The organism is Herbihabitans rhizosphaerae (genome assembly GCF_004216555.1).
GTDB classification, from domain to species: Bacteria; Actinomycetota; Actinomycetes; order Mycobacteriales; family Pseudonocardiaceae; genus Herbihabitans; species Herbihabitans rhizosphaerae.
The window spans coordinates 297,326-322,517 of the sequence record NZ_SGWQ01000006.1 but is presented as its reverse complement, the minus strand read 5'-3'; the positions used below and the strand labels follow the sequence as shown (position 1 = coordinate 322,517).

Annotated in this window: 29 protein-coding genes; 20 read left to right on the top strand and 9 right to left on the bottom strand. The window is 69.4% G+C overall.

Annotated elements, in window-relative coordinates; translation table 11 throughout:
* Positions 1 to 83: 83 nt before the first annotated feature.
* From EV193_RS34150 to EV193_RS33420, 5 genes are all read left to right on the top strand, one after another.
* A complete protein-coding gene (locus EV193_RS34150; RefSeq protein WP_242613530.1) occupies positions 84 to 1,175 on the top strand; it encodes a MerR family transcriptional regulator in 1,092 nt (363 codons plus the stop codon).
* The gene (locus EV193_RS19925; protein ID WP_207222718.1) at positions 1,172 to 2,050 is read left to right on the top strand and encodes a hypothetical protein; all 879 of its coding nucleotides are present in this window, start codon (positions 1,172 to 1,174) and stop codon (positions 2,048 to 2,050) included. The genes EV193_RS34150 and EV193_RS19925 overlap by 4 nt, the downstream gene beginning before the upstream one ends.
* A 122-nt stretch (positions 2,051 to 2,172) precedes the next feature.
* The gene (locus EV193_RS19920; protein ID WP_130345674.1) at positions 2,173 to 2,769 is read left to right on the top strand and encodes a response regulator transcription factor; all 597 of its coding nucleotides are present in this window, start codon (positions 2,173 to 2,175) and stop codon (positions 2,767 to 2,769) included.
* A gap of 264 nt (positions 2,770 to 3,033) precedes the next feature.
* On the top strand, positions 3,034 to 3,606 hold the full coding sequence (locus EV193_RS19915; protein ID WP_130345673.1) for a sigma-70 family RNA polymerase sigma factor: 573 nt from the start codon (positions 3,034 to 3,036) through the stop codon (positions 3,604 to 3,606).
* A complete protein-coding gene (locus EV193_RS33420; protein WP_165401424.1) occupies positions 3,607 to 4,551 on the top strand; it encodes an anti-sigma-D factor RsdA in 945 nt (314 codons plus the stop codon).
* Between the two features lie 278 nt (positions 4,552 to 4,829).
* Here the strand turns inward: EV193_RS33420 and EV193_RS19905 are convergent, their stop codons facing one another.
* Complete coding sequence (locus tag EV193_RS19905) at positions 4,830 to 5,219, bottom strand: DUF5319 domain-containing protein (protein WP_165401423.1); 390 nt, start codon at positions 5,217 to 5,219, stop codon at positions 4,830 to 4,832.
* A gap of 125 nt (positions 5,220 to 5,344) precedes the next feature.
* On the opposite strand from EV193_RS19905, the gene guaB reads away from it, so the two are divergent.
* The gene (guaB, locus tag EV193_RS19900) at positions 5,345 to 6,856 is read left to right on the top strand and encodes an IMP dehydrogenase (RefSeq protein ID WP_130345672.1); all 1,512 of its coding nucleotides are present in this window, start codon (positions 5,345 to 5,347) and stop codon (positions 6,854 to 6,856) included.
* Positions 6,857 to 6,880: 24 nt separating this feature from the next.
* On the top strand, positions 6,881 to 7,309 hold the full coding sequence (locus tag EV193_RS19895; RefSeq protein WP_130345671.1) for an NUDIX hydrolase: 429 nt from the start codon (positions 6,881 to 6,883) through the stop codon (positions 7,307 to 7,309).
* Here EV193_RS19895 and EV193_RS19890 read toward each other — a convergent pair.
* Entirely contained in the window at positions 7,281 to 7,556 is a 276-nt protein-coding gene (locus tag EV193_RS19890; protein WP_130345670.1) for a hypothetical protein, read from the bottom strand. The two genes, EV193_RS19895 and EV193_RS19890, sit on opposite strands and share 29 nt — an antisense overlap.
* Positions 7,557 to 7,690: 134 nt before the next feature.
* On the opposite strand from EV193_RS19890, the gene EV193_RS19885 reads away from it, so the two are divergent.
* From EV193_RS19885 to EV193_RS19875, 3 genes are read left to right on the top strand one after another with little or no spacing between them, the layout of a single operon-like run.
* Entirely contained in the window at positions 7,691 to 8,188 is a 498-nt protein-coding gene (locus EV193_RS19885) for a helix-turn-helix domain-containing protein (protein ID WP_130345669.1), read from the top strand.
* Positions 8,157 to 8,798 carry a hypothetical protein gene (locus tag EV193_RS19880; RefSeq protein ID WP_130345668.1) on the top strand — a complete coding sequence of 214 codons (642 nt, stop codon included), beginning with the start codon at positions 8,157 to 8,159 and terminating at the stop codon, positions 8,796 to 8,798. Before EV193_RS19885 ends, EV193_RS19880 begins: the two co-directional genes overlap by 32 nt.
* Before the next feature lie 15 nt (positions 8,799 to 8,813).
* Positions 8,814 to 9,374, top strand: coding sequence for an HD domain-containing protein (locus EV193_RS19875; protein ID WP_130345667.1), 561 nt, complete (start codon positions 8,814 to 8,816; stop codon positions 9,372 to 9,374).
* Between the two features lie 3 nt (positions 9,375 to 9,377).
* On the opposite strand, the gene EV193_RS19870 is transcribed toward EV193_RS19875, so the two are convergent.
* Positions 9,378 to 9,863: a cupin domain-containing protein gene (locus EV193_RS19870; RefSeq protein ID WP_130345666.1), complete on the bottom strand. Its 486-nt coding sequence runs from the start codon at positions 9,861 to 9,863 to the stop codon at positions 9,378 to 9,380.
* Positions 9,864 to 9,918: 55 nt separating this feature from the next.
* Between EV193_RS19870 and EV193_RS19865 the strand changes: the two genes are divergently transcribed.
* The 3 genes from EV193_RS19865 (at position 9,919) to EV193_RS19855 (ending at position 13,345) form a co-directional block, all read left to right on the top strand.
* Positions 9,919 to 11,052: a GuaB3 family IMP dehydrogenase-related protein gene (locus EV193_RS19865; RefSeq protein ID WP_130345665.1), complete on the top strand. Its 1,134-nt coding sequence runs from the start codon at positions 9,919 to 9,921 to the stop codon at positions 11,050 to 11,052.
* The gene (locus tag EV193_RS19860) at positions 11,049 to 11,546 is read left to right on the top strand and encodes a GNAT family N-acetyltransferase (RefSeq protein ID WP_130345664.1); all 498 of its coding nucleotides are present in this window, start codon (positions 11,049 to 11,051) and stop codon (positions 11,544 to 11,546) included. The genes EV193_RS19865 and EV193_RS19860 overlap by 4 nt, the downstream gene beginning before the upstream one ends.
* Before the next feature lie 65 nt (positions 11,547 to 11,611).
* Positions 11,612 to 13,345, top strand: a complete 1,734-nt coding sequence (locus EV193_RS19855) for a GMC family oxidoreductase N-terminal domain-containing protein (RefSeq protein ID WP_130345663.1) — start codon at positions 11,612 to 11,614, stop codon at positions 13,343 to 13,345.
* Here the strand turns inward: EV193_RS19855 and EV193_RS19850 are convergent.
* The 4 genes from EV193_RS19850 to EV193_RS19835 are packed head-to-tail and all read right to left on the bottom strand — an operon-like array spanning position 13,306 to position 17,058.
* Positions 13,306 to 14,247: a carbohydrate kinase family protein gene (locus EV193_RS19850; RefSeq protein WP_130345662.1), complete on the bottom strand. Its 942-nt coding sequence runs from the start codon at positions 14,245 to 14,247 to the stop codon at positions 13,306 to 13,308. The two genes, EV193_RS19855 and EV193_RS19850, sit on opposite strands and share 40 nt — an antisense overlap.
* Positions 14,244 to 15,005, bottom strand: a complete 762-nt coding sequence (locus EV193_RS19845) for an ATP-binding cassette domain-containing protein (RefSeq protein ID WP_130345661.1) — start codon at positions 15,003 to 15,005, stop codon at positions 14,244 to 14,246. Before EV193_RS19845 ends, EV193_RS19850 begins: the two co-directional genes overlap by 4 nt.
* Positions 15,002 to 16,057: an ABC transporter permease gene (locus EV193_RS19840; RefSeq protein ID WP_242613515.1), complete on the bottom strand. Its 1,056-nt coding sequence runs from the start codon at positions 16,055 to 16,057 to the stop codon at positions 15,002 to 15,004. Before EV193_RS19840 ends, EV193_RS19845 begins: the two co-directional genes overlap by 4 nt.
* Positions 16,024 to 17,058 (bottom strand): substrate-binding domain-containing protein, encoded by a 1,035-nt coding sequence (locus tag EV193_RS19835; protein ID WP_130345660.1) that lies wholly within the window; start codon positions 17,056 to 17,058, stop codon positions 16,024 to 16,026. Before EV193_RS19835 ends, EV193_RS19840 begins: the two co-directional genes overlap by 34 nt.
* A 176-nt stretch (positions 17,059 to 17,234) precedes the next feature.
* On the opposite strand from EV193_RS19835, the gene EV193_RS19830 reads away from it, so the two are divergent.
* The gene (locus EV193_RS19830) at positions 17,235 to 18,245 is read left to right on the top strand and encodes a LacI family DNA-binding transcriptional regulator (protein ID WP_242613514.1); all 1,011 of its coding nucleotides are present in this window, start codon (positions 17,235 to 17,237) and stop codon (positions 18,243 to 18,245) included.
* On the opposite strand, the gene EV193_RS19825 is transcribed toward EV193_RS19830, so the two are convergent.
* Entirely contained in the window at positions 18,193 to 19,452 is a 1,260-nt protein-coding gene (locus EV193_RS19825) for a DUF222 domain-containing protein (protein ID WP_130345659.1), read from the bottom strand. The genes EV193_RS19830 and EV193_RS19825 overlap by 53 nt on opposite strands.
* Before the next feature lie 230 nt (positions 19,453 to 19,682).
* Here EV193_RS19825 and EV193_RS19820 point away from each other — a divergent pair, with 230 nt between their 5' ends.
* The 4 genes from EV193_RS19820 (at position 19,683) to EV193_RS19805 (ending at position 22,637) form a co-directional block, all read left to right on the top strand.
* Positions 19,683 to 20,510, top strand: coding sequence for a lytic murein transglycosylase (locus EV193_RS19820; RefSeq protein WP_242613513.1), 828 nt, complete (start codon positions 19,683 to 19,685; stop codon positions 20,508 to 20,510).
* A 103-nt stretch (positions 20,511 to 20,613) separates the two neighbouring features.
* Positions 20,614 to 21,852 (top strand): alpha/beta fold hydrolase, encoded by a 1,239-nt coding sequence (locus EV193_RS19815; protein ID WP_130345658.1) that lies wholly within the window; start codon positions 20,614 to 20,616, stop codon positions 21,850 to 21,852.
* 42 nt (positions 21,853 to 21,894) lie between these two features.
* Positions 21,895 to 22,395 (top strand): DUF2975 domain-containing protein, encoded by a 501-nt coding sequence (locus tag EV193_RS19810; protein ID WP_242613512.1) that lies wholly within the window; start codon positions 21,895 to 21,897, stop codon positions 22,393 to 22,395.
* A complete protein-coding gene (locus tag EV193_RS19805) occupies positions 22,395 to 22,637 on the top strand; it encodes a helix-turn-helix domain-containing protein (RefSeq protein WP_130345657.1) in 243 nt (80 codons plus the stop codon). The genes EV193_RS19810 and EV193_RS19805 overlap by 1 nt, the downstream gene beginning before the upstream one ends.
* 185 nt (positions 22,638 to 22,822) lie before the next feature.
* Here the strand turns inward: EV193_RS19805 and EV193_RS19800 are convergent, their stop codons facing one another.
* Positions 22,823 to 23,212 (bottom strand): tetratricopeptide repeat protein, encoded by a 390-nt coding sequence (locus EV193_RS19800; RefSeq protein ID WP_130345656.1) that lies wholly within the window; start codon positions 23,210 to 23,212, stop codon positions 22,823 to 22,825.
* Positions 23,213 to 23,360: 148 nt separating this feature from the next.
* Between EV193_RS19800 and eno the strand changes: the two genes are divergently transcribed.
* Both eno and EV193_RS19790 read left to right on the top strand, forming a co-directional pair.
* Entirely contained in the window at positions 23,361 to 24,647 is a 1,287-nt protein-coding gene (eno, locus tag EV193_RS19795; RefSeq protein WP_130345655.1) for a phosphopyruvate hydratase, read from the top strand.
* A gap of 96 nt (positions 24,648 to 24,743) precedes the next feature.
* Positions 24,744 to 25,175 carry an FtsB family cell division protein gene (locus EV193_RS19790; RefSeq protein WP_130345654.1) on the top strand — a complete coding sequence of 144 codons (432 nt, stop codon included), beginning with the start codon at positions 24,744 to 24,746 and terminating at the stop codon, positions 25,173 to 25,175.
* The last annotated feature ends 17 nt before the right edge of the window (positions 25,176 to 25,192 follow it).

The following is a 25,192-nucleotide window of genomic DNA, read 5'->3' as shown; positions in this document are numbered from 1 at the left end:
TGCAGGCCGGCGGATCCGAGCCGACGGCTGATCAACCCGACGGGGGCTCGGCGCGGCACGAGCACGCCGAGCCGACCCTGTCGGTGGCGGCCGTCGCACGCAGACTCGGGATCGCGCCGGCCACCTTGCGGACCTGGGATCGCAGATACGGCATCGGCCCGAGCGGCCACACCAGCGGCCGGCACCGCCGCTACGGGCCGGCCGACATCGCCAAGCTGGAGCTGATGCAGCGGGCCCTGCTGCGTGGCGCCTCGCCGGCCGAGGCGGCGAGGTACGCGATACAGACGGCCTCCTCCGGCGGTGCGGCCGACGCCGTGCGCGAGCCGGAAACCCTTGTCACGCAACGGACTCCGGTTGATATCGGGGGCGTCGTCGAGATAGGCACGGACGGCAGCGCGACGTTCGACCCCGAGCTGGAATCGGTGATCGCGAAGGCGGTGGCCGCCGCTGTCGAGCCGGAGTCCAACGGCCCGGCCGACGGGCTCTCCGACGGTTTCGACGCGCCACTCGGGCGCGCCGGTGGGCGCGGGCTGCGGCTGCCCGGCGGATCGGTCCGGGCACGAGGACTCGGCCGTGCGGCACTGGCCATGGACGCGCTCGCGGTGCACGAGCTGATCACCGACGCGATCGCCGACCTCGGCGTGGTCGGCGCCTGGGACACCACGATCCGGCCGGTGCTCACCGCGGTGGCCGACCGGTGGGCGCATTCCGGCGAGTGTGTCGAGGTGGAACACCTGCTGCACGAGTGCACGCTGGCCGCGATGATCGGCGCCGCACCGCCGGTGACCAGGCCGTCCAACCCTCGTCCGGTGCTGCTCGCCTGCGTGCCGCACGAGCAGCACAGCCTGCCGCTGTACGTGTTCAACGCCGCGCTGTCGCACCAGCGGATCGGGACCCAGATGCTCGGCGCGGCGCTGCCGGCCAACGCGCTCGCGGCCGCCGTGCGGCGAACCGCGCCGGCCGGTGTCGCGCTCTGGTCGCAGCTGCCGCGCAGCGCTGATCCGCTTGTGTTCCAACGGATTCCGCGCACACGGCAGCGGATTCGGGTGTTCGCCTGCGGGCCGGGTTGGGCGCACGTGGACCTGCCCGACCGGGTCGAGCGGCTCGACGATCTCGGCGAGTCGGTCGAGCGGGTGCGCACGCTGGTCCTCGGCTCCTCCGACGGGCAGGCGTGACCGCGCCTGTCGACCCCGTGCGCGAGGCCGCGTTCGGGGCGTGGCCAGGGCGTGCCGTGACGCCGCTGCCCGCCGCCGGGAGGGCCCGCTGGATGGCCGGCGTCGCGCTCGGCGGGCAAGGAAGTTACGCGTCGGCCAACAGAGCGTTAATCACTCTTCTGAGTGACCTCGACCGGGTGACGGGTGCACTGGCAGCAACAACGATCGCGTCGCACCGCCGACAGCTCGGCGGCCACGCGGCCGCCCGCGTGCTCGATTCGCGGGCACTCGGCCTGCTCGCCGGCGCGATCGAGGGTGCCAAGGACCCGGACGGCGGGGATCCGGACGGCGGCGACGCGCTCGGCGCCCGGTCCGACGCGCTGCTCGGCCTGGCCGCCGACGCGCTCGGGGGCGGGCGGCTCGGCGAGGCGCGCCGGATGCTGGCGCGTGCCCGGCGGCTCGGCGACACCCGCTGGCGCGCCGGCGTCCGGCTGGCGTGGGTCACCGCGGAGGTCGAGTTGGCCTCCGGCGCACCGGAGGCGGCGATCCCGCCCGCCGAGTCGGCCGTCGAACGCGCTCGGGCGTGCGCCTCCGTGCGGCACCAGGTCAAGTCCGACCTCGTCCTGGCCGCGGCGCTGGCCGCGCGCGGCGGCTCGCCCGCGCGTGCGCGGGCCCTGCTGGACGACGTCGCGGAGACGGGAGTGCGGCACGGGCTCGTGCCGCTGGTCTGGCCGGCACATCTGCTGCTCGCCGAGGTGGACGCGAAGAACGCGGACCGTCACCGCGCCGAGGCGATGGCCGTATTACGGAGCGTGCTGCTGGCGACAGACCCGGCAGGACGGCGCCTGGCAGCAGACTCTCCGTGGGTACCGAAACCGGTTGCTCCAACCAGGTGAACCCACCTGGCTGGAAATCCGAGCGAATTTTCACTGTTTTTTCCACCAGATCGTGTCAAGGTCGCCCTCCGATCGTCCGATAGGGGAATAGGAACGTCACTCGGCTGCAGGAAGGAGTCCCCGTGACGACGGTCTTGATCTGCGACGACCGGCGCAGCGTGCGGGAAGGTCTGACCCGTGTCATGTCCGCTGTACCAGGGGTTAGTCGCATCGACTGCGTAGCGCACGGTGACGAGCTACTCGCTCGCTTCTCCCGCCAGCCGGTCGACGTCGTCCTGGTCGGAACGCAGCGCGCGGTGCCGACCGGTGTCGAGGCCACCCGGCGGCTGGTCTCCGCCAACCCACAGGCCAACGTGATCGTTTTCGGGGCGCCCGACGACGCGGCCAGCATCGCGGCCGCCATCGCCGGCGGCGCACGCGGCTACCTTCGGTGGGACGCCTCCCGCCCGGAGCTCGTCGCCGCCCTGGCACACACGCTGGCCAGCACCTCGGTGCCCGCGCCTCGTCAGCCCTCCGACCCCGGTGTCCAGCTCACCGACCGCGAGCTGCAGGTGCTGCGCGGCATGAGCCAGGGCAAGAGCAACGGTCAGATCGGGCGTGAGCTCTATCTCTCCGAGGACACGGTGAAGACGCACGCGCGGCGTCTGTTCCGCAAGCTCGGCGTGCGCGACCGCGCTCAGGCCGTGGCCCACGGCTTCCGCCGCGGCCTCGTCTCCTGACCGAGAGTTCGCGCAGACCCGCGTCCCGGGTGCCGTGTCCCCCGACACCGGCACCCGGGCCGTTTGCGCAGGCAGGGAATGCCTGTGACATGCCCCACGGGCCCGTCGCGGCAGTTACCTCCGTCACCCGCGATGGCTTTCTTCCGGCGCCCACCTGGGCATGGTTGTCATGGCCTGTACCGTGGGCAGGGCCGGTGCGCGCCCCGCTCGCCCGGCATGCCGGGTTGATGGGCCGAACTCGTAACACCAGGGCTGTTGTGTGCGATGACCACATTGGGGGAAGGACTGGACGCATCGGTTGGCGCTGCCGTCGAGGGTGACCCTCAGGCGATTGAACGAGTCCTTGCGTCCGTTCGTCCCCTAGTGGTGCGGTACTGCCGTGCCCGTGTCGGTCGGCAGGAACGATCGTTCGCCTCGGCGGACGACGTGGCCCAGGAGGTGTGTCTCGCGGTGCTCACGGCATTGCCTGGATACCGCGACCAAGGTCGTCCGTTCTTGGCCTTCGTCTACGGAATCGCCGCCCACAAGGTGGCGGACGCTCACCGGGCCGCCGCGCGTAACCGGTCGGAGCCTGTCGCCGATGTTCCCGATGAACCAGAAAAAGATGCTGGTCCGGAGCAGCGAGCCATGCAGGACGAGTTGAGTCACCGAATGGCCGACCTGCTGCAGATCCTTCCGGACAAGCAACGCGAGATAGTGGTGCTGCGCATCGTCGTGGGCCTCTCCGCGGAGGAGACGGCCGATGCGGTGGGATCGACACCAGGCGCGGTGCGAGTGGCACAGCATCGAGCGTTGTCCCGGCTACGAAAGAGTCTGTCAGCGGAGGAGGTGGTCTGAGTGAGCGATCGGTACGGGCGTGACGAACACGAGCCTCGCCAGCTCGCGCACCAGGCCAGCGAACCGACCGACCCTGTCGACTTGTCGCTGGTTCAGGCGGACGACGCGCTGCTGGACACCCTGAGCCACTCGGATCAGGAGTTGGCCGACGCGCTGGCCGACGACGAGCTGAACGCGCTGCTGCTGGCGTGGAAGCGCGACGTCGACACCGATGAGGCCGGCGAGCTGATCGACACCCAGACCGCGGTGGCCACGGTGAAGGCCGCACGCGCCCGGAAAAGGCCCAGACCCAGGCTCATGCCGGTCGCCGCGGCGGCGGCCATCCTCGCGGTCGTGTTCGGCGGCGTCGGCCTCGCGGCACGGGACGCTCAGCCCGGCGACACGCTCTGGGGTTTGACCAAGGTTCTCTACGCCGAGCACGCGCGCTCGGTCGAAGCAGCGCACGCGGTGCGCGCCGACCTGAGGGACGCGCAGCAGGCCATCAAGCAGGGCAAGCTCTCCGACGCGCAGTCGGCGCTCAAGGACGCGGCGATCGCGCTGCCCAAGGTGTCCACCCAGGACGGGCAGGCGGACCTGCGCACGCAGCACGAGGCGCTGCTGGCACAGCTGCCGCTGCCCGTGGTGCCGCCGGTGAGCACGACGCCGCCCACCACGCCGACGACGCCGCCCACGTCCACGACGCCGACGACACCGCCCACGACGCCGACCACCAGCCCGACGACGCCGACCACGCCGACGACCACCACGAGTGAGACGCCGAGCAGTCCGTCCACGGAGTCGTCGTCCACGCCGAACTCGCGCACGAACGACACGACGAACGGCACCAACAGCGGCACTCAGTCGGAGAACGGCGGATCGCCGCCCGCGCCCGCGGTGGCGCCGAACAAGGTGGAAAGCGGATCGGACTCGTCGGTCGCGCCGACCGGCGCCGTCCCAAAGCCGTAATTTTTATCGAGGGCAGGGTCGCCTGGTTCGGCTTCGCCGAACGGGGTTGTGGTCGTTTTGCTTGGGTGGCTGGGTGCCGAGTGTGGGTGGCTGAGTTGCGTGGGTGGTTCAGTCACGCCTCCTCCGAGACAGTGGGCTCGTTCCTCGCCCTCTGTCTCTCCGTCACCGTAAGGGCGACCGCCCTCGACAATGAATCGCGACCTCAGCGTGGTTTGCGCTCGGTGCGGTCAACACACCCGGCTGCGTGAAGTCGGGTAGGTGGGTCACCCCAAAGGTGATCAGCGGGCTGATTCTGTTGCGGTTACGCCGTCAGCGAAACCGCGGCAGTACTCCCAGCTCACATACGCGTCCGGGTCCGGATCGAACGCCGGCTCGTGCGGCCGCATCCGGCCGTCGGTGAGCAGCTGCTCCAAGCTCGCGCGCAGCAGATCCCAGTCGTGGTAGTGCGGCTCCTGACATTCCGCGCAGTCCACGACCACGCCCCTGATCCCGCGCGGCTCCAGAAGTGCCTGGTAAACGGCGAGATCGGAGAGGTCATTGAGCAGCTCCGTGCGCTCCTCTTCGCTCATCGGCTCCCCGAAGTCCTCCTCCGGCTCGTCGGTGATGGCCCGAGCCGGGTCGTCCGGGTCGCCCGCGAAGGGGTCCGGTGGCAGCGAATCGTGCGACACGATCGGCCACGGTACCGGGTCAGGGGTACCTCTCGTCCAGATACCATGGTTGTGACCCTTGGTTCCACGCCGAACGGCCCGAGAATCCCGCTCCCCGAGCCCGTAGGAAAGGTCTGCCACCGACGATGACCGTCGACCTCACCGCCGACTCAATCCCCGCCAAGTTCGCGATGCTGGGGCTGACCTTCGACGACGTCCTGTTGCTGCCGGCGGAGTCCGACGTGGTGCCGAGCGGCGTGGACACCTCCACCCGCCTGTCCCGCAACGTCACGCTGCGGGTCCCGCTGCTGTCCTCGGCGATGGACACCGTCACCGAGGCGCGGATGGCGATCGCGATGGCGCGGCAGGGCGGGATCGGCATCCTGCACCGCAACCTGTCCATCGAAGACCAGGTGCGCCAGGCCGAGGTGGTCAAGCGCTCCGAGGCCGGCATGGTGACCGACCCGGTGACCTGCTCGCCGGAGGACACCCTGGCCGAGGTGGACGCGCTGTGCGCCCGGTTCCGCATCTCCGGCGTCCCGGTGACCGACGCGGACGGCACGCTGGTGGGCATCATCACCAACCGGGACATGCGCTTCGAGGTGGACCACACGAAGAAGGTCTCCGAGGTGATGACCACCGGTCCGCTGGTGACCGCGCAGGTGGGCGTCTCGGCGGAGGCGGCGCTCGGCCTGCTGCGCCGGCACAAGGTGGAGAAGTTGCCGATCGTGGACGGCGCCGGCAAGCTGCGCGGGCTGATCACGGTCAAGGACTTCGTGAAGACCGAGCAGTACCCGAGCGCCACCAAGGACCCGGACGGCCGGCTGCTGTGCGGCGCCGCGGTCGGGGTCGGCCCGGACGCGCACACCCGGGCGATGACGCTGGCCGAGGCTGGCGTGGACGTGCTGATGGTGGACACCGCGCACGGGCATCAGCGCAACGTGTTGGAGACGGTGACCAAGCTCAAGCGCGAGCTGGGCGACTCGGTGGACATCGTGGGCGGCAACGTGGCCACTCGCGCTGGCGCGGCGGCGCTCGTGGAGGCCGGGGCGGACGGCGTGAAGGTGGGTGTCGGGCCCGGCTCGATCTGCACGACGCGCGTGGTGGCCGGTGTGGGTGTGCCGCAGATCAGCGCGGTGTACGAGGCCGACCAGGCGTGCCGGCCCGCCGGCATCCCGGTGATCGCGGACGGCGGCATCCAGTACTCCGGCGACATCGCCAAGGCGATCGCGGCCGGCGCCAGCTCGGTGATGCTCGGCAGTCTCCTGGCCGGCACGGCCGAGGCGCCGGGTGACCTGATCCTGGTGAACGGCAAGCAGTTCAAGACCTATCGCGGCATGGGCTCGCTCGGTGCGATGCGCTCGCGCGGTACCGCGAAGTCCTACTCGAAGGACCGCTACTTCCAGGACGATGTGCTCAGCGAGGACAAGCTGGTGCCGGAGGGCATCGAGGGCCGCATCCCGTTCCGAGGGCCGCTGTCGCAGGTGGTGCACCAGCTCACCGGCGGGCTCCGCTCGGCGATGGGCTACACCGGCGCGCACACGGTGGCCGAGCTGCAGCAGGCGAGCCTGGTGCGGATCACGGCGGCCGGGTTGAAAGAGAGCCACCCGCACGACATCACGATGACCGTCGAGGCGCCGAACTACACGACCCGGTAAACCATCGGGGAAGGGCGAGCCCGGGTGAACGAGTTCTCGATCTCGATCAAAGGGGTCGTGGTCCGCGACGGCGAAGTGCTCCTGTTGCGTAACGAGCGTGACGAATGGGAACTTCCGGGCGGGCGAATCGAGGTAGGCGAGACTCCCGAGGAATGCGTCGCCAGGGAAATCCTGGAGGAGACGCAGTGGAACGTCGAGCCCGGACCCATTCTCGACACGTGGATGTACTACATCGACGTCGCTGACAAGCACGTCTTCATCGCGACCTACGGCTGCTATCCGATCGGCCATACGAACCCGGTGCTTTCGCATGAGCACAAAGAGATCGCGCTGTTCAGTGAAAACGAAGTGCCGACCCTGAACATGCCGGACGGCTACAAGCGCTCAATCGCGAGCTGGTACACGAGGCTTCGCGAGCACGGGACTAGCGGCCGTACGCCAGAAATTCGATGAACGTGCTCAGCTCGCCCGGTGGCGCGGTATGCGCGATTCCGTTCTCGCGCCAGTACACCGACACGTCATGCGCCGAGTAAATGAACACCTGTGCGGCGAGATGTGTCGCATTCGCCTGTCGGCTTCCCCAGAGTACCGGTCCTCTTGTGCCAGGGAGCGGGCGTTCCTCCCAACTCCATCTCTGGTCAACGAGTTGCGCGAGTTCCGGGTAGCGACTGATCGCGTCGTGATGGCTGATCTCGGCCATGCCGAGCGCACCTTTCCGTGGTGGCGGCGGTCTTTCATGTCTGCGCCTTGACGCTACGATCGGATTGCGAGCGGCAGAACTGACTTGCAGTGCGAGTACGAGCGCGCGGTGGAGCGGAAGCATGGGAGCGTCGCATGGCAACACTGACCGCGGGTCAGGGTTCGCGGGCGACTGGTGTCGTGTCCGGGTTCGTCCTGAAGCTCGCTCGTCAGTCCGCGGCACTCACGCAAGAGCGATTCGCCGAGACACTTCGGGTGGACGTGACCACCGTTCAAGGGTGGGAGTCCGGTCGTCGGCCGCTCGCAGCGATGAATACGGGTGACTTTCTGCGCTTGTGTAGCCGATTGTCCCGGCTCGGGGCGCCTCCATCGACTGGACGCCATCTCCGCGAAGCCATTGAAGCCGACCAGGTGCTGTCGACCGGTGTCACGGCCGGCGCCACGTGGGTCGACGCGGATGTCCACCCGCTCGCGGCCAGTGTGCATCGCCGGACCATCACGAACCTGATCACGTGGCCCATCACGCGGGAAACGCCCCAAGCATCTCAGCGAGTTCACGCCGAAATTGCCGCGCCGTGGACCGGTACCGTCGCATCCAGTCTTGTCCGACGAGGAACGAACACGATTCCTTGATCACCTATTCACGGTGGCCGAACGGGGAAAACTCGCCGACGAGGCGCTACTACGACGGCAAGCGGTGTACCTGCTCGGTTTTGATGGAAGACCAGAGGTCGTCGACTGGCTCCGAACAGAGTGGCGCCGTGCAGGACGTCGCGCGGTGCCCGAGGGAGATATAACCCACCTACTCGAAGCGCGTTCCGCATCGGTCGCGTTGGCTTCCGCTGGTGACAGCTCGCAAATTCACGACTTCGTGGATCACATGGCCGACGAACGTGCCGGGGTGGCGAACCTGAACTATTGGGCGTACTGGATCGGCGAACTGAGTGACGATCAGACCAGTGACGTGTTCATGCTGGACGACGACACCCGAGCGTGGTCCGGCGTCCAACTGCTGCGACACCTGACGAACCGGCTCACACCCGACTCACTGCACCTTCCGCTGAATCTCTGCACACTGCACGCCTTGATCGCTTCCCGGCCGCCCCTGCTCGACCGGCGACCTTCCGATCAGGCAAGACTCGCTGAGGTGCTCGACAGCCTCACATCGGTTGGTGGGTTGACGCGCACCAGTCGAGACCAGCTCACCGGGCTGCACTACGCCCTGCGTATTGCCGGCCGTTAGGAGAGGACGACCACGGTGTCAGACGACGCTGCCGCACTCGCCGCATTCGGCTACGAACTCGGGGTGCTGAAACGCATTCGCCGCGCCGGGTGGTGGCACGCTGGTGTTCGCGACCCGGAATCGGTCGCCGAGCACACCATGAGGGTCGCCCAGTTGGCCGCGATCATCGCCGCCGAGGAAGGCGCCGACCCCGCTCGCGCGTCGTTTCTCGCGCTCTGGCACGACACGCAGGAGACCCGGACCGGCGACCTGCCGCACACGGTCGACGACTACTTGACCAAGCCCGACCCTCGGCAGATCACGGCCGACCAGACGCAGAAGCTTCCTGACCGCTCCCGCGAGGCCATTCGCGCGGCTGTGGACGAGTACGAGTCGCGGCAATCCGCCGAGGCATTGTGCGCCAGGGACGCCGACAAACTGGAAATGCTCCTGCAGGCCGTCGAGTACCGCGATATCGGCGTTCAGCGGGTCGACGGTTGGATCGACTCCGCACGCACATCACTGAAGACCGAGACGGGCCGACGCATCGCCGAGGCCGCCACCACGCTGTCCCCGCTCGCCTGGCGCGACCGCTGACAATCAGCTCCGGTCGGTGAAGTAGTTGTCGTGCTTGTCGAAGAATGCGCTGATCTCGGCCTGCGACAGGTTGCCGATCTTGCCGACGTTCTCGAAGTATTCCTCGCGCGGTGCGCCCGGCGTGAACAGCAGCAGCATCGACGCCGGTTCGCCGGATTCGTTGCGGAATCCGTGCAGGCCACCGGGCGGCACATAGAGGTAGTCGCCGGAGCGCGCCTTGAGCCATTCCTCGCCGTTGTACAGGCTCATGGTGCCCGACAACACGAAGAACGATTCGGTGATCGACCGGTGGAAGTGCTCGCTCGGCCCCCAGGCGCTGCCGTTGTCCTCGACTTTGTACAACCCGAAGTCGCCGCCGGTGGTCTCGCCGGTGCCAAGGTAGTGCCAGCGCACCTTCTCGGTGCCGAAGTTCGGCTCGGTGTCAGCCGGCCGAAACGTGGCGCTGACCTCACCGGTCTCGGCGAGGTAGCGAGGTTCTGGGTAGGACATGGTCGGAGGCTACCTGCGCTATAGGCTTCGCGGGGTCTTCGGAAAGGGGAGCACTGTGCGCGACCTGGTGGATATCGGCATGGGACGCACGGCTCGCCGTGCCTTCGGGCTCGACGAGATCGAGATCGTGCCGTCTCGCCGCACCCGCTCGTCCAAGGACGTGTCGACCACGTGGCAGATCGACGCCTACCGGTTCGAGATCCCGCTGGTGACGCACCCGACCGACGCGATCGTGTCTCCGCGCACCGCGGTCGCGGTCGGCGAGCTGGGCGGCCTCGGCGTGCTGAACGCCGAGGGCCTGTGGGCGCGCCACCCCAACGTGGACGAGGCGATGTTCCGGCTGCTGCGCGCGGCCGAGGACGCCGACGACCCGGCCGCGCTGACCCGGCTGCTGCAGGAGATGCACGCCGAGCCGATCAAGATGGACCTGATCACCGAGGCGGTCAAGCAGGTGCGCGAGTCCGGCGTGACGGTCGCCGTGCGGGTGAGCCCGCAGCGCGCCGCCGAGCTGACGCCCGACCTGCTGGCCGCCGGCGTGGAGATCCTCGTCGTGCAGGGCACCATCGTGTCCGCCGAGCACGTGGCCCGCGACGGTGAGCCGCTCAACCTGAAGAGCTTCATCGCCGGTCTGGACGTGCCGGTGATCGCCGGCGGCGTCGGCGACTACCGCACCGCGATGCATCTGATGCGCACCGGCGCGGCCGGCGTGATCGTCGGCTACGGGCACGGCGGCGGTGTCACGTCCACCGACTCGGTGCTCGGCATCGGCGTGCCGATGGCCACCGCGATCGTGGACGCCGCTGCCGCGCGCCGCGACTACCTGGACGAGACCGGCGGGCGGTACGTGCACGTGATCGCCGACGGCGGCGTGCACACCAGCGGTGACATCGCCAAGGCGATCGCGTGCGGCGCGGACGCGGTGATGTTGGGCGCTCCGCTGGCCTCGGCGGCCGAGGCGCCCGGCCAGGGCCTGTACTGGACGGCGGCCGCGGCACACCCGTCGCTGCCGCGCTCGCGGGTCGTGCCGGTCGCCGATCTCGAGGTGGACCTGCGCACGCTGCTGTTCGGCCCGTCGATGGACGCCGACGGCGTGGTGAACCTGTTCGGCGCGCTGCGCAGGGCGATGGCCAAGACCGGCTACTCCGACCTCAAGGAGTTCCAGAAGGTCGGCCTCACGGTGCGCGCATGAGCCGCACGGTGGTGGCGAGTCGCGACGGGATCGCGCTCGCAGAGTTCGCCGAGGGCGACGACGAGCGACTGGACGGCCAGGGCGACGGCGCTTTCGACGTGGAGCGCGACGATCGCGAGAAGCTGGTGAGGCAGGCCAGGGGCCGGCTCGTCGTGCTGGCCGAGGCCGGCGAGTTGCTTGGCGATGTGAGCTGGCACGCGGTGACCTATGGCCCGAACTACCGCAGCCAGGCGTGGAACATCGGCATATCGCTGCTGCCGTCCGCGCGCGGCAGGGGAGCCGGGGGCACGGCGCTGGCGTTGCTCGTCGAGCACCTGTTCGCCACGACCGACTTGGACCGCGTCGAGGCGTCGACCGATGTGGACAACGTCGTGGCGCAGCGCGCGGCGGCCAAGGCCGGGCTGCGCCGGGAGGGCGTACTGCGGGGCGCACAGTTGCGCGGCGGTGAGCGCCGGGACATGGTGCTTTTCGCAGTACTTCGATCCGACCTGTAACTGCCGGTCACACGAAATTGTGTGCGCCTCTGGCCTGGGCGGCGGCGACCGCATAACCTCGTTCCATGGCTACCGAACCCGCGAGTAACAAGGCGCCCCGTAAGGCTGACGGCGAGCCGGATTACGACGTGGTCGTGGTCGGATCGGGGTTCGGCGGCAGCGTCGCGGCGCTGCGCCTGACCGAGAAGGGCTACCGGGTCGCGGTGGTCGAGGCGGGCCGGCGGTTCACCGACGACGAGCTGCCCAAGACCTCGTGGGACCTGCGGAAGTTCCTGTGGGCGCCGGATCTCGGCATGTTCGGCATCCAGCGCGTCCACCTGCTCAAGGACGTGATGATCCTGGCCGGCGCGGGGGTCGGCGGCGGCTCGCTGAACTACGCGAACACGCTGTACCGCCCGCTCACGCCGTTCTACAAGGACAAGCAGTGGGCGCACATCACCGACTGGGAGTCCGAGCTCGCGCCGCACTACGACCAGGCGACCCGGATGCTCGGCGTGGTCACCAACCCGACCGTCACGCCGTCCGACGAGGTCATGCGGAAGGTGGCCGAGCAGATGGGGGTGGCCGACTCGTACCACCCCACGCCGGTCGCGGTCTACTTCGGACAGCCGGGAAAGACGGTCGCCGACCCGTACTTCGGCGGCGCCGGCCCGGAGCGCACCGGATGCATCGAGTGCGGCTCGTGCATGACCGGCTGCCGCTACGGCTCCAAGAACACCCTGGTGAAGAACTACCTGTACCTGGCCGAGCACCGCGGCGCGCGGATCATCCCGATGACCACGGTCACCGGGCTGCGCGAGCGCGCGGACGGCTCGTTCGAGATCGACCTGCGCAAGACCGGCAAGCGCGACAAGCGGTTCCGCACCACGATCACCGCGGGCAAGGTGGTGCTCGCCGCCGGCACCTGGGGCACGCAGAACCTGTTGCACCGCATGCGATCCGAGGGCTCGCTGCCGAAGCTCTCGGCCCGGCTCGGCGAGCTGACCCGCACCAACTCGGAGATGATCATCGGCTCCGGGCGGCACACGATCGACCCGGAGCGGGACTTCACCAAGGGTGTCGCGATCACCTCGTCCATCCACCCCGACGAGCACACGCACATCGAGCCGGTGCGCTACGGCAAGGGCAGCAACGTGATGGGCCTGCTGCAGACGCTGGCCACCGACGGTGACTCGGAGACCCCGCGGTGGCGGCAGCTCGTCCGGCACGCGCGCGAGAAGCCGAGGGACTTGACGCTGTTCGGCAAGGTGCGGAACTGGAGCCAGCGGACACTGATCCTCCTGGTCATGCAGAGCCGCGACAACTCGCTGACCACCTATCTCAAGCGCGGCCTGTTCGGCTGGCGGTACACCTCCAAGCAGGGGCACGGTGAGCCGAATCCGACGTTCATCGCGGCCGGCCATCAGGCGAACGTGTTGACCGCCAAGGAGATCGACGGTGTCGCGGGCAGCACGTGGAGCGAGCTGTTCAACATCCCGCTGACCGCGCACTTCCTCGGCGGCTGTCCGATCGGGGAGGACGAGACCAAGGGCGTGATCGACCCGTACCACCGGGTGTTCAACTATCCCGGACTGTCCGTTGTGGACGGTTCGGCGATCACCGCGAACCTCGGCGTGAACCCGTCGCTGACGATCACCGCGCAGGCCGAGCGCGCGTTCTCCTTCTGGCCGAACAAGGGCGAGCAGGATTCCCGACCGTCGCAAGTGGACGGTTACCGGCGGATCGAGCCGGTGTCCCCGGTGCGCCCGTCGGTACCGAGTCAGGCGCCGGCCGCGCTGCGCTGGAGCCAGCCGGCGTAGTGCGCGTCGAGTTCCGCCCGGGTGGGCGGATCGGCGCCGCGCCGCGCGCAGGTCAGCTCGGCGAGGGTGCCGGCACGCTCCAGTAGGTCCACCAGCGCCAGTGCCTCCAGCGCGCCGAGGGCTTGCGGGTCGGTCAGGTCGCGGGCGAGTAGCCCGTCGATCAGGCCGGCGGTGAACGCGTCGCCGGCGCCCACGGTGTCCACGACCGGCACCTGCCGCGCCGCGCGCGAGGCGTGAACTCCTTGACTCGTAAAAGAAACCGTGCCGGCCGAGCCTCGGGTGAGGATCACCAGCGACGGGCCGAGCGCGAGCCAGCCGCGCACCGCGGTGACCGGATCGACGTGCGGGTACAGCCAGCGCACGTCCTCCTCGCTGGCCTTCACCACGTGCGCCAGGTGGATCCGCTCCTGGATCACGGCGACCGCGCCGGCCGGATCGCCGAGCAGCCCGGGCCGCACGTTGGGGTCGTAGGCGATCAGCGTGCCGGCCGCCCGCACGGAGTCGACGAACTCGCGGACGCGGTCGCCGTGCCAGGACGCGATCGAGCCGAAGTGCAGCAGCCGCAACGGTTTCCGGGGTGCCACCCAGTCCGCGCTCAGGTCGCCGTAGAACTCGTAGCTGGCCTGGCCGTGGCCGTCCAGCGACGCCACCGCGAGCGCGGACGGCGCGTCGCTCGCGGCCGCCGAGGACAGGTCCACGCCACTGGCCGCGGCGTGCCGGCGCAGCATGGCGCCGAACCCGTCGCCGGACAGTCGGGCCAGCAGCAGCGGCCGCCGGTCCAACCGGCCGAGCCCGATCGCCACGTTGTACGGGCTGCCGCCGGGCACCGCGGTGAACGTGCTCCCGTCCGGCGCGGGCACCAGGTCGACGATCGCCTCGCCGAGCACGGCCACGCTCGTCACGCCGCCAGCTCCGTCGCGCCGGTCATGATCGCGACCACGTCGTTCATGGTGTGCTCGCGCGGGCTGACCACGGCGGCGCGCTTGCCGAGCCGGTGAATGTGGATACGGTCGGCGATCTGGAACACGTGCGGCATGTTGTGGCTGATCAGCACGACCGGGATGCCGCGGTCGCGAATGGTGCCGATCAGCTCCAGCACCTGCGCCGACTCGCGCACGCCGAGTGCCGCGGTCGGCTCGTCCATGATCACGACCTTGCTGCCGAACGCCGCCGCGCGGGCCACCGCGACGCTCTGCCGTTGCCCGCCGGACAAGTTCTCCACCGATTGGGTGATCGACTGCAGCGTGGTGATGCCCAATTCGTCCAACTGCTTCTGGGCGCGCTGACGCATCGCCCGGATGTCCAACTGCCGCAACACTTTCCCGCGCCAGCCGGGCCGGCGGATCTCGCGGCCGAGGTACAGGTTGCTGGCGATGTCCATGGCCGGTGCGACCGCGAGATCCTGGTACACGGTCTCGATGCCGGCCAGCCGCGCGTCGTGCGGGCTCTTGAAGTGGACGGGTGAGCCCGCCAAGAGCACCTCGCCCGCGTCCGGCAGCACCGCGCCGGACAGCACGTTGATCAAGCTGGACTTGCCGGCGCCGTTGTCGCCGACCACGGCGAGCACCTCGCCGGCCTCCAGATCGAAGTCCGCGCCGTCGATCGCGGTCACGTGGCCGTAGCGCTTGACGATGCCGCGCGCCTGCAGAATCGGTGTCATCGCGTGCTCCTGCGGGTGAACTGGTCGAGCGCGACCGCGAGGATGACCAGGATGCCGGTGGCGATCTGCTGGTACAGCGGGTCGATCCCGGCCTGGGTGAGTCCGGACTGGAGTACGAGCACGATCAGCGCGCCGAGGTAGCTGCCGATCACGCCGCCGCGCCCGCCGAACAGGCTGGTGCCGCCGATCACCACCGCGGTGATCGTGTCCAGGTTGGCGGTCGGGAAGGCGTTGGGCGAGGTGGCCGGGCTGCGGCCGAACGCCTGCCACGCGGCCAGCGCGTACAGCAGTCCGGCGAGCAGGTACACCGACAGCAGCACCCGGTTCACGTTGATGCCGCAGCGCATCGCGGCCTTCGCGTCGTTGCCGACCGCGTACACGTGCCGGCCCCACGAGGTGCGGGTGAGCGCGAAGTGCAGCACCGCCACGGTGATCAACACCAGCGCCACACCGACGGTCACTTGGAACTGCCCGAACAGGTAGCCGCCCTGCGCGAGGAAGGTCAGCGGGCCCTCCTCGACGAGCACGGTTTCCCTGGTGTGCAACCGGGACGCGGCCTGCAGCACGGTGAGGAATCCGAGTGTCACGATGAACGGCGGCAGGCTCAGGCGGGACACCGCGCCGCCGGCGAGCAGGCCGAGGCCACCGCACACGGCGAACCCGGCGAGCAGCGCGATCCCTTGTGGCACACCGGCTCCGGTGGCGAGCTGGGCGACGACGAGCGCGCCGAGCACCATGATCGCGCCGTTGGCCAGGTCGATGCCGCGGGTGAGGATGATCAGCGTCTGGCCGAGCGCGAGGGTGCCGATCACCACCGACTGCTGCAGGATCAGCGACACGTTGTCCACGCTCATGAACGTGTCGGTGGTGACGGTGAACACCGCGACGGCGAGCAACAACGCGGCCAGCGGGCCGATCGCCGGATTGCGGAACGCGGTGTCCACCGCGCCGCCGAGCCGGGCCGCGGTACTTCGAGTGTCCACTGTGGACGGTGCGGGTCGGGACACCGGTGGCGCGCTCACTTCTTGCCCCAGCAGTTCTGCGCGCCCCACGCGGTGTCCTTCGCGTCGAGCCCGCCGAGCGGCTTGTCGGTGACCAGTTGCACGCCGGTGTCGATGTACCCGGTCGTGGGCACCTGCGGCTTGGCGCCGGACTTGGCGAACTCGACCGAGGCGGCCACGCCGAGCCGCGCCATCTTGCCGGGGAACTGCATGACGGTGGCGGCGATCTGGCCTTCCTTCACCGCCTGCACGCCGGTGCAGCCGCCGTCGATCGAGCCGATCACGACACCGTCGGCCTTGCCGGCGTTCTTGATCGCGGTGAACGCGCCGATCGCGGCCGGTTCGTTGATCGTGTAGACGGCGTTGATCCCGCTGTCGCGCTGCAGCAGGTTCTCCATGGCGGTCTGGCCCTTGCCCTGATCGCCGTTGGTGTCGCCGCGGCCGGAGATCTCCCGCGCGCTGTCGGCGAGGCCGATGCCCTTGAGGAACCCGTTGTGCCGCTGGTCGCCGACGGTCACGCCGGGCTGCAGGTCCAGCAGCGCGACCCTCGGCTGCTTCTGGCCGAGCGCGGCCTTCACGTACTGCCCCTGCAGCACGCCGGCCTGGGTGTTGTCGGTGGCGAAGGTGGCGTCCACGCCCTGGTTGCCGTCGGTCTGCGTGTCCAGGGCGATCACCAGGATGTTCTTCTGCTGCGCCTTCTTGAGTACCGGCACGATCGCCTTGGTGTCGCTCGGCGTGATCATGATGGCCCGCACGCCGGCGGCGATCAGGTCCTCGACGGCCTTGACCTGGCTGTCGTTGTCGCCATCCTCCTTGCCCGCCTTGGCGATCACCGTGGCGCCCTTGGCCGACGCCTCCTGCTCGGCGGCGGAGCGCATCGACACGAAGTACGGGTTCGAGTCGGTCTTGGTGACCAGGCCGAGCTTGACCGGTCCGTCGGTGGGGCCGGACGCGCCGGCCTGCTTGGTCGCGGTGCACGCGGTGCCCATGGCCAGCGCGGTGCCGGCCGCGACCGCGAGTGCCAGCGCCCTTCGGGTGGTTCTGGTGATCATTTCGTCTCCTCGGGACGGCCGTACCGGCGGGTGATCCACGCCACAGCTCCACGGGCGTGACGGCGAAGTTAACACCACGCAACCGGTTGCGCAATCGGTTGCGTGAGCCGATGTGCCGGTTTCACGATTCAGTCGGAGGGCGGGGTACGGTACGGCCTGCCGACAGATGAGGAGCCGTGGCCGTGGTGCGCATGCGCGACGTCGCTCAGCTCGCGAGCGTGTCCGTGACGACCGTGTCGCACGTGATCAACAAGACCCGCGCGGTCGATCCGGAGACCCGCGCGCGGGTGCTCGACGCGATCGCGCGCACCGGCTACCGCAAGAACTCGATCGCGCTGGCGCTGGCCAAGGGCGGCACCCAGTCGGTCGGTGTGGCGCTGTCGGCGCTGTCCAACCCGTACTTCGCCGAACTCGTCACGGCCATCGAGGCGCGGGTGTCGGAGCTGGGGTCGACCCTGCTGCTCGGCGAGACCCACGAGGACGCCGAGCGCGAGTACGACCTGGTCACCAAGCTGCTCGACCGGCGGGTGGACGGCGTGGTGCTCGCGCCGACGGCCAACGGCACGGACACCGCGCTCGACGCGCTGGTCCGCTCCGGTGTGCCGGCTGTGCTGGTGGACCGGCTGGTCGCGCCGGACCGGTTCGACCAGGTCGGCTCGGACAACCGGGAGCCGGTCGCCACGCTCGTCGATCACCTCGTCGGACACGGCCACCGGCGGATCGGCTACGTCGCGGGGCGGTCGGGTCTTGCCACGTCGATCGAGCGCCGGCAGGGCTACGACGACGGGCTCACGCGCAACGGCATCGCGCCGGACCCTGCGCTCGTGGTGGACGGCGGATCGGACGGAACCCTTGCGGGACAAGCGATGCGGCGACTGTGGGAGCTGACGTCGCGGCCCACCGCGGTGATCACCGGCAACAACTACATGACCGTCGGCGTGCTGCGGCACCTGGAGCACGCCGGCATCGTGGTGCCGGACGATCTCGCGCTGTGCGGGTTCGACGACTTCGAGTGGGCCGAGCTGATGCGCTCGCCATTGACCGCGATCGCCCAGGACTGGACGGCGATTGGCACCACGGCGGTCGGCATGCTGCGCGACCGTCTCGCTGAGCCGGATCGTCCATTTGAGACGGTCAGAATTCCGGCCACGCTGATCGTGCGGCGCTCCTGCGGGTGCTCCGGCTAGAAGGGCGGCGGGCCGGGTCGGCGATGGGTTGGGCGCGCACGGTTGTTTTGTGTCCGAGTGGGCTGCGGGTGATCACCACATCGGGTTCGGGTTGTTCGACCTGCCAGCCGGGCTTCTCCTTGCACAGGTTGTGGCGTTCGCAGCGTGGGTTGAGGTTGCACAGGCAGGTGCGGCCGTGGTCGGTGTGGCGGAGGGTGTGATCGATGTGGCATCGGGTGGCTGGTCGATCGCATCCGGGGTGGGTGCATCTGCGGAAGCGCAATCGCACGTTTTCGGCCATCGCGGCGGGTGGATAGCGTTTCCTGCCGACGTCGGTGATCATCCCGGTTGGCGGGTCGTAGAGTATTCGTCGCCAGGTGGATTTCTGGTCGGCCGCGAGTTGCCGCACGACTTGTGCGGGGAGTGTGTCGACGCCGAAGAGTTCACCGGGTTTGTCGTCCACACCTAAGAGCGTGGTGTGTGGCACGGTGACCCACACAATGGTTTTGATGTGGGACTGGTTCTCCCCGCAGAAGTGCTCGACGGCGACATCGAACCGCAGATTATTGAGGCTGCGGGTGTCGCCGTGTTGCTTCAACCGGCGGGCGTGTTGGTCGATCCGCACATAGGCGGGGTAGAGCTGTTCGACCGGTCCCCGGATGCCGAGGAAGGCTTCGCCGTCGTCGTCCTGTTTGAAGGTGACACACCGGTCCTTGCGGCGCTGCTGGCGGCGTTGTTCGGCGCCGTCGGGGTCGACCTTGTTCACCCAGTAGCGCACCTTGCGCTGAAACGGGGTGTAGTAGTCCGGCGGATCCGCCAACACAGCGGCTTCCACCTGGGCGGCGTGCTCATCCGACAGCGGGCGCGTGACCTCATACATCGCCCGGGCCTTCGCCCAATCAATCACACCCCGCCCCAACGCGGCCAACGTCGCCGGGAGCCGGGAGACCAACGCCTCAGCCATCGTCACCTGATGCGAAGCGTGCCCCGGCGACCACTTCAACGCCTGCCCGATCTCCTCGGACACATTCTCAACCCCACCCCGCAGCTGGTCGTACTGGGCAAGCAGCCGAACCTCATCAGCACACAACGCGGCCTTGTCCCGCTCAACAATCTCCAACTCCGCAACCGTGCTCGCCTCATCCGGCGTAAACGGCCCATCGCTAAAATCAAACTCAGGCTCACCAAATACCCGAGGCGCGGCATCCAAAACCGCGTCCCAAGACATTTCCTCACCTATTATCAACACACCACAATTCTACCGGACTATCCACGAAAATGGCGTCCCCCATTCCGGTGGCAAGCTGGTCGCCGGAACACCCGCGCAATGTGTCACCCGCAACCCGGCGACCAGCGCGGCAGCCATAGCGGACGGAGCGCGCCAAACAAGAAAGACCAACCCGCCAGAGCCGCCCCAAACCCCACCCCCACGACGCCCTCCTTCCGTAGCCTGGGTTCGTGACGACGTCCACGCCGCCACCGACCGAGGCCCCCACCGAGCCCCTGCCGGTGCCCGAACCGCCAGCGCGCCCGCCGCGCCCCTCCCGGCGCGCGCTCGTGCTGGTCGTCGTCGCGCTGCTGGTCCTGGCCGGCGGCGTGATCCTGTGGACGTCCGGCGAGGACGACCCGCCACCCGACGACCCGTTCCAGGTCGGACGGGTGCGCATCCCACCCGGCGCGGCGGCGCCACACCCCGCGGCCGCACCCACGGAGGAGGCACGGCTGCGCGCCTGGGCGACGGTCGTCGGCGACCGCACGGACATCCCCACCCGCACGCTGATCGCCTACGCGCGGGCCGAGGCCACCATTCGGGAGACCACCCCCACCTGCAAGATCAACTGGGCGTCGCTGGCCGGCGTCGGGCGGGTCGAGTCGCGGCACGGCCAGTTCGGCGGCGCCACCATCGGCGAGGACGGCCGGGTGTCCCGCCCGATCATCGGCGTGCCGTTGAACGGCTCGCCCGGCGTGCGCGCGATCCGTGACACCGACCGGGGCTCGCTGGACGGCGACCAGACCTGGGATCGCGCCGTCGGGCCGATGCAGTTCCTGCCCACCACCTGGCGCAAGTGGGCCATCCGGTCCACGGGGGACGGCGCGCGGCCCGATCCGCAGAACGTGGACGACGCCGCGCTCGCGTCCGCCCGCTACCTGTGTTCGGTCGGCCGGGACATGACCGCGCCGGAAGGTTGGTGGCGCGCCGTGCTGACCTACAACCAGTCGGTCTCCTACGGGCAGGACGTGTTCAGCGGCGCTGACGCGTACGCCCGCGAGGCCGTCGGCGCCTGACCCGGTTCCTTCCGGCGCTGGTGGCACGGGCCCTTCGGGACGATTTATTGCACGGTGCTTACGGACTGCAACAGGACCTCGGCGAGTGGCAGTGTGTTGTGTCATGGCTGACACCGTGAAGATCCCCGGGCTGTTACTCACCGAGCACGAGTTCCGCGTGCCGCTCGACCATTCCGCTCCCGACGGCGAGCAGATCACCGTCTTCGCGCGCGAGGTCGCCGACCCGGACGGGCGCGACCGGCCGCTGCTGGTGTTCCTGCAGGGCGGGCCGGGCCAGGAGGCGCCCCGCCCGTCGCGCGTGCCGCTGAATCCGCCGTGGCTGGATCGCACGCTTGCCGACCACCGGGTACTCATGCTCGACCAGCGTGGCACCGGACGGTCCACCCCCGTCGGCACGCTGGACGGGCGCACACCTCAGGAGCAGGCCGACTACCTCGCGCACTTCCGCGCCGACGCGATCGTCGCCGACGCCGAGTGGATCCGCCGCGAGCTCGGGGTGGACCGGTGGAGCGTGCTCGGTCAGTCCTTCGGCGGCTTCTGCGCGCTGCACTACCTGTCGGTGGCGCCCGACTCGCTGGCGGAGGTGTACTTCACCGGCGGGCTGCCGCCGGTCGGCCTGCACTGCGACGAGGTGTACCGGGCCACGTTCACGCGGATGACCGAGATCAACGGCGAGTACTACCGCGCCTATCCCGGCGACCGCGATCGCGTGCGCAAGATCCTGGACCTGTGCGAGGCGGGCGAGATCGTGCTGCGGGGCGGCGACGTGCTCACCCCGCGCCGGTTCCGCCAGATCGGCCACGCGCTCGGCATGTCCGGCGGTGCCGAGCGGGTGCACTACGTCCTGGAGCGCGACCCGTCATCGCCGTCGTTCCGGCACGACCTGGCCGACCTGATGCCGTTCAACGGGCGCAACCCGTTGTACGCGGCGATCCACGAGTCCAGCTACTCCGACGGGTGCGTCACGGGGTGGTCGGCCGAGCGCGTGCTGCCGGACGCGTACGGCGAGGACTCGACGCTGCTCACCGGCGAGCACGTGTTCCCGTGGATGTTCACCGACTACTCCGAGCTGGCGCCGCTGCGCGAGGCGGCCGAGCTGCTCGCCGCGTGGGAGTGGCCGTCGCTGTACGACGCCGACGTGCTGCGCTCCTGCGAGGTGCCCGCCGCGGCGGCGATCTACGCCAACGACCCGTACGTCGATCGTGCCCTCTCCGAGGAGACCGCACGGCTGATCCCGACTCTGCGACCGTGGCTGACCAGCGAGTACGAGCACAACGGGCTGCGGGCCGACGGCGCGCGCATCATGGACCGGCTGATCTCACTGGCCCGCGGCCGGCTGTAGCCAGCTCTTGCTCACCCTATCGATTTTCGATAGATTTCAATCGTGGGTCGATTGAAGGAGTGGGCGATGGGCAAGCTGACGGTGCGTGCGCTTCGCGCGGTGATCGTGGTGTTGCTCGCCGGGTCGTTGTTCGTGCAGACGGTGATGGTGGCGCTGCTCGCGATCGACCTGAAGGAGCTGGGCGACCTCGCCGGCTACCAGCGCGTCTCGATACTCGTGATCATGGTTCTGGGCATCGTGACCGCCCAGGTGATCTTGGTCTGCGTGTGGAAGTTGGTGACCATGGTTCGGCGCGAGACCGTGTTCTCGCGCGACGCGTTCCGGTACGTCGATGTCATGATCGGTGCCATCGTGGCGGCGGCGGTCCTGACGCTGGCCCTCGGTGCCGTGCTGGCGCCGGGCGAGGCCGCCGCTCCCGGTGTCGTGCTGATGATCGGCGGTGTCGCGGTGGCGATCTTCGGGGTGGCGCTGGTGCTGCTCGTGCTGCGGATGCTGCTCGCTCAGGCGGCGCGGATGCGTGCCGAGTTGGCGGAGGTCATCTGATGCCGATCACCGTCGACATCGACGTGATTCTGGCCAAGCGGAAGATGTCGGTCGGCGAGTTGGCCGAGCGCGTCGGGATCACGCCGGCCAACCTCGCGGTGCTCAAGAACGGCCGGGCCAAGGCGGTGCGCTTCTCCACCCTCGCCGCGCTCTGCGAGGTGCTCGACTGCCAGCCAGGCGACCTGCTGCGCTGGGAGCCGGAGCCCGCCGTCGCGCCAGTCGATGGACTTCCGCGGGGTTAAGTACGCCCGCACATAATCGCGACAAGCGCAACCCATTCATCCACAGCCTCGGCCAAACGTCGCTGACCTGCGGTTTTCCAAGTGAACGCGCGCACAAGCGGCGCTGAGACGCGAATCGGCCACGCATTTCCCGCTCCTGTTGGGGACTTTAGCCCGCTAAAGTCCCCAACCCAGGTCAGGAGGGGTCAGCCGCCGTTGACGGCGATTCGGGCGCTGACTTCGCCGAGCGCCTCGTGGTACTCGGGTAGCGGGTTCATGGCCACGGCCATGCGGAGCTGGGCGAGCGCCTCGGTGTGCCGGCCGAGGCGCTGCAGCGTCCGGCCGAGCGCGAACCGCGCGTAGTGGTCGGTCGGATCGAGTTCGAGCACCCGCTGGAACGCCTGCTCGGCCCGCCGCAACTGGGCCGAACCGAGGTATGCGCGTCCGGCGAGCGACTGCACCGACGGCTTGTCCGGCTCGGCGTCCAGCACCGGCCGCAGCGCCTTCAACGCCTCCAGCGGACGGCGCTGCTCGACCAGCGACTCGGCGTGCCGGAACGCCGCGACGCTGTCCGTGTGCTCCACTGGTTCAGCCATGATCTGTTCCACCGTACGCGTCACCGCAACGATTCCTCGACCGCTAACCGGATGATCACCCGGCGCGTCCGGCCGTACCTCCACCGGGTGACAAACGAGGGCGGCTACCCTCGTGTCGCAGGTGTCAGAGCAGCGCGGAGGAGTGCACGTGGCGGTCATCGAGCAGGTCGGCGCACGCGAGATCTTGGACTCGCGGGGGAACCCCACCGTCGAGGTGGAGGTGGCGTTGGACGACGGCACCCTTGGCCGCGCGGCGGTCCCGTCCGGAGCCTCGACCGGTGAGCACGAAGCGGTCGAGCTGCGCGACGGGGACAAGGGCCGGTACAACGGCAAGGGCGTGGAGAAGGCCGTCACCGCGGTGCTCGACGAGATCGCGCCGGGGCTGACCGGCATCGACGCGATCGACCAGCGGATCGTCGACCAGAAGCTGGTCGACCTCGACGGCACGCCGGACAAGTCGCGGCTGGGCGCGAACGCGATCCTCGGGGTGTCGCTGGCCGTCGCGAAGGCCGCCGCCGACTCCAGCGGGCTGGAGCTGTTCCGGTACGTGGGCGGGCCGAACGCGCACGTGCTGCCGGTGCCGATGCTGAACATCCTCAACGGCGGCGCGCACGCCGACACCGATGTGGACATCCAGGAGTTCATGATCGCGCCGATCGGCGCGGAGTCCTACCGCGAGGCACTGCGCTGGGGCGCGGAGGTCTACCACTCGCTCAAGTCGGTGCTCAAGAGCAAGGGCCTGGCCACGGGCCTGGGCGACGAGGGCGGGTTCGCGCCGAACCTGTCCAGCAACCGCGCCGCGCTGGACCTGATCGTCACCGCGATCCAGCAGGCCGGCTACGCGGTCGGCCGGGACGTCGCGCTCGCGCTGGACGTCGCCGCCACCGAGTTCTACTCCGACGGCGCGTACACCTTCGAGGGCAGCAAGCGCAGCGCCGAGCAGATGGCCGCGTACTACACCGAGCTGCTCGACTCCTACCCGATGGTGTCCATCGAGGACCCGCTGGCCGAGGACGACTGGGACGGCTGGGTACGGCTGACCGACCAGATCGGCGAGCGGACGCAGCTGGTCGGCGACGACCTGTTCGTCACCAACCCGGACCGGCTCGAGGAGGGCATCGCCCGCCGCGCGGCCAACGCGCTGCTGGTCAAGGTGAACCAGATCGGCACGCTGTCCGAGACGCTGGACGCGGTCTCGCTGGCCACCTCCTACGGCTACAAGTCGATGATGAGTCACCGGTCCGGCGAGACCGAGGACACCACGATCGCCGACCTGGCGGTGGCCACCGGGGTCGGGCAGATCAAGGCCGGCGCGCCCGCGCGCAGCGACCGGACCGCCAAGTACAACCAGTTGCTGCGCATCGAGGAGACGCTGGGCGACGCCGCGCGGTACGCCGGAGATCTCGCCTTCCCGCGGTTCACGCCCGAGGACTGAGTCGTGGCCGAGAGGGGGTCGGACCGGTCGGATCGGGAACGGAGGCGGCGCTCGCCCAGGAGTTCTTCGGGGCGCCGCCCGGAATCGACGCGTCGAGTGCGCCGCGAGCCGGAGGGTCCGCCCCAGCCCCGGCCGGTGCGCAAGAGCGGCGCGGGCGCGTTCGGGTTGTCCACGACGCGCCGGGCCGCGGTGTTCGCGATCGTGGTGTGCGCGCTGGCGCTGTCGGTGGCGGTGCCGCTGCGGACGTATCTGACGCAACGGTCCGAGGTGCGCATCCAGCAGGAGCGGGCCCAGGAGTTGCGCGAGCAGGTGGCGGACCTGGAGGCGCGCAAGGCGCAGTTGTCCGACCCGGCGCAGGTGCAGGCCGAGGCGCGCAGGCGGCTGCGGTACGTGATGCCGGGGGAGACGCCGTACATCGTGCAGCTTCCCGGTGACGAACTGCGTCAGCAGGGCGGTGCGCCCGCTCCGGCGCCGGCTCCGCAGCAGGCGTGGTACCAACAGCTGTGGTCTTCGGTATTGGGGCGTTGATCTCGTTGGCGCACAAG